At 67.9% G+C, this 1566-nt stretch carries 3 protein-coding genes and 1 pseudogene; all 4 read left to right on the top strand.

The genetic code is table 11. From position 1 onward, the window contains the following. Positions 1–263 (top strand): annotated as a pseudogene (locus tag X803_RS17775) (MarR family transcriptional regulator); the annotation flags it as partial. 10 nt (positions 264–273) lie between these two features. After that, positions 274–870, top strand: a complete 597-nt coding sequence (locus X803_RS17770) for a methyltransferase domain-containing protein (RefSeq protein WP_084033393.1) — start codon at positions 274–276, stop codon at positions 868–870. Continuing rightward, positions 867–1046 carry a hypothetical protein gene (locus X803_RS17765; RefSeq protein WP_051470447.1) on the top strand — a complete coding sequence of 60 codons (180 nt, stop codon included), beginning with the start codon at positions 867–869 and terminating at the stop codon, positions 1044–1046. Before X803_RS17770 ends, X803_RS17765 begins: the two co-directional genes overlap by 4 nt. A 10-nt stretch (positions 1047–1056) precedes the next feature. Then, a partial coding sequence (locus X803_RS17760; RefSeq protein ID WP_035777951.1) for a methyltransferase domain-containing protein occupies positions 1057–1566 on the top strand: 510 nt, incomplete at its 3' end.

Here is a 1566-nt window from a genome sequence, read left to right as displayed (position 1 = left end):
CCGCGCTCATCGACCGGCTCGGCCAGGCAGGCCATGTCCGGCGCTCCCGCAGTTCGGTTGACCGCCGGCAGGTCCACCTGGAAATGACGGAGAAGGCCCTGGATACCGGGTCCCGGCTGTTTGCGCCGCTGGCCCGTGAAGTGGAGACTGCGCTGTCCGGGTACTCCCCCAGTCAGATCGAGCTGCTCAGCGACATGATGCGCAAGGTCACCGCTGCCACCGTGCAGGCACGCCAGCAGGCGCTCGGCGGTCCGCCGGAGTAACGTGTCGATCATGAGCGATGAGGTCTACTCCCACGGTCATCACACCAGCGTGACCAGCGCGCACGCCACGCGCCGCGCCTCCGACTCCGCCGGCTACCTCCTCGAGCATCTTTCCTCCGGGATGGACCTGCTCGACGTCGGCTGCGGACCCGGAAGCATCACCGCAGACTTCGCGGCGCTGCTGGACCCCGGCCGGGTGATCGGCATGGACCGGTCGGAGGACGTCGTGGCCCTGGCTGAACGGACCTACGCCGGAGTGGAGAACCTGCACTTCCGCACGGGCAACGTCTATGACCTCGATCTTGAAGACGAGTCCGTCGACGTGGTCCACGCCCACCAGGTGCTGCAGCACCTCACCGATCCGGTAGCCGCGCTGCGTGAAATGCACCGCGTCACGCGGCCGGGAGGGATCATCGCCGTCCGTGACGCCGACTTCCACGCCATGGCCTGGTACCCGCCCACCCCGGAACTCGACGAGTGGATGGAAACCTACCAGCGGCTCGCCCGCAGCAACAGGGCAGAGCCCGACGCCGGCGGCTCGGCCAGGCAGGCCATGTCCGGCGCTCCCGCAGTTCGGTTGACCGCCGGCAGGTCCACCTGGAAATGACGGAGAAGGCCCTGGATACCGGGTCCCGGCTGTTTGCGCCGCTGGCCCGTGAAGTGGAGACTGCGCTGTCCGGGTACTCCCCCAGTCAGATCGAGCTGCTCAGCGACATGATGCGCAAGGTCACCGCTGCCACCGTGCAGGCACGCCAGCAGGCGCTCGGCGGTCCGCCGGAGTAACGTGTCGATCATGAGCGATGAGGTCTACTCCCACGGTCATCACACCAGCGTGACCAGCGCGCACGCCACGCGCCGCGCCTCCGACTCCGCCGGCTACCTCCTCGAGCATCTTTCCTCCGGGATGGACCTGCTCGACGTCGGCTGCGGACCCGGAAGCATCACCGCAGACTTCGCGGCGCTGCTGGACCCCGGCCGGGTGATCGGCATGGACCGGTCGGAGGACGTCGTGGCCCTGGCTGAACGGACCTACGCCGGAGTGGAGAACCTGCACTTCCGCACGGGCAACGTCTATGACCTCGATCTTGAAGACGAGTCCGTCGACGTGGTCCACGCCCACCAGGTGCTGCAGCACCTCACCGATCCGGTAGCCGCGCTGCGTGAAATGCACCGCGTCACGCGGCCGGGAGGGATCATCGCCGTCCGTGACGCCGACTTCCACGCCATGGCCTGGTACCCGCCCACCCCGGAACTCGACGAGTGGATGGAAACCTACCAGCGGCTCGCCCGCAGCAACAGGGCA

It is taken from the genome of Arthrobacter sp. 35/47, from assembly GCF_000520475.1.
GTDB lineage: Bacteria > Actinomycetota > Actinomycetes > Actinomycetales > Micrococcaceae > Arthrobacter_D > Arthrobacter_D subterraneus.
This window is presented reverse-complemented; position numbering and strand designations above follow the sequence as displayed.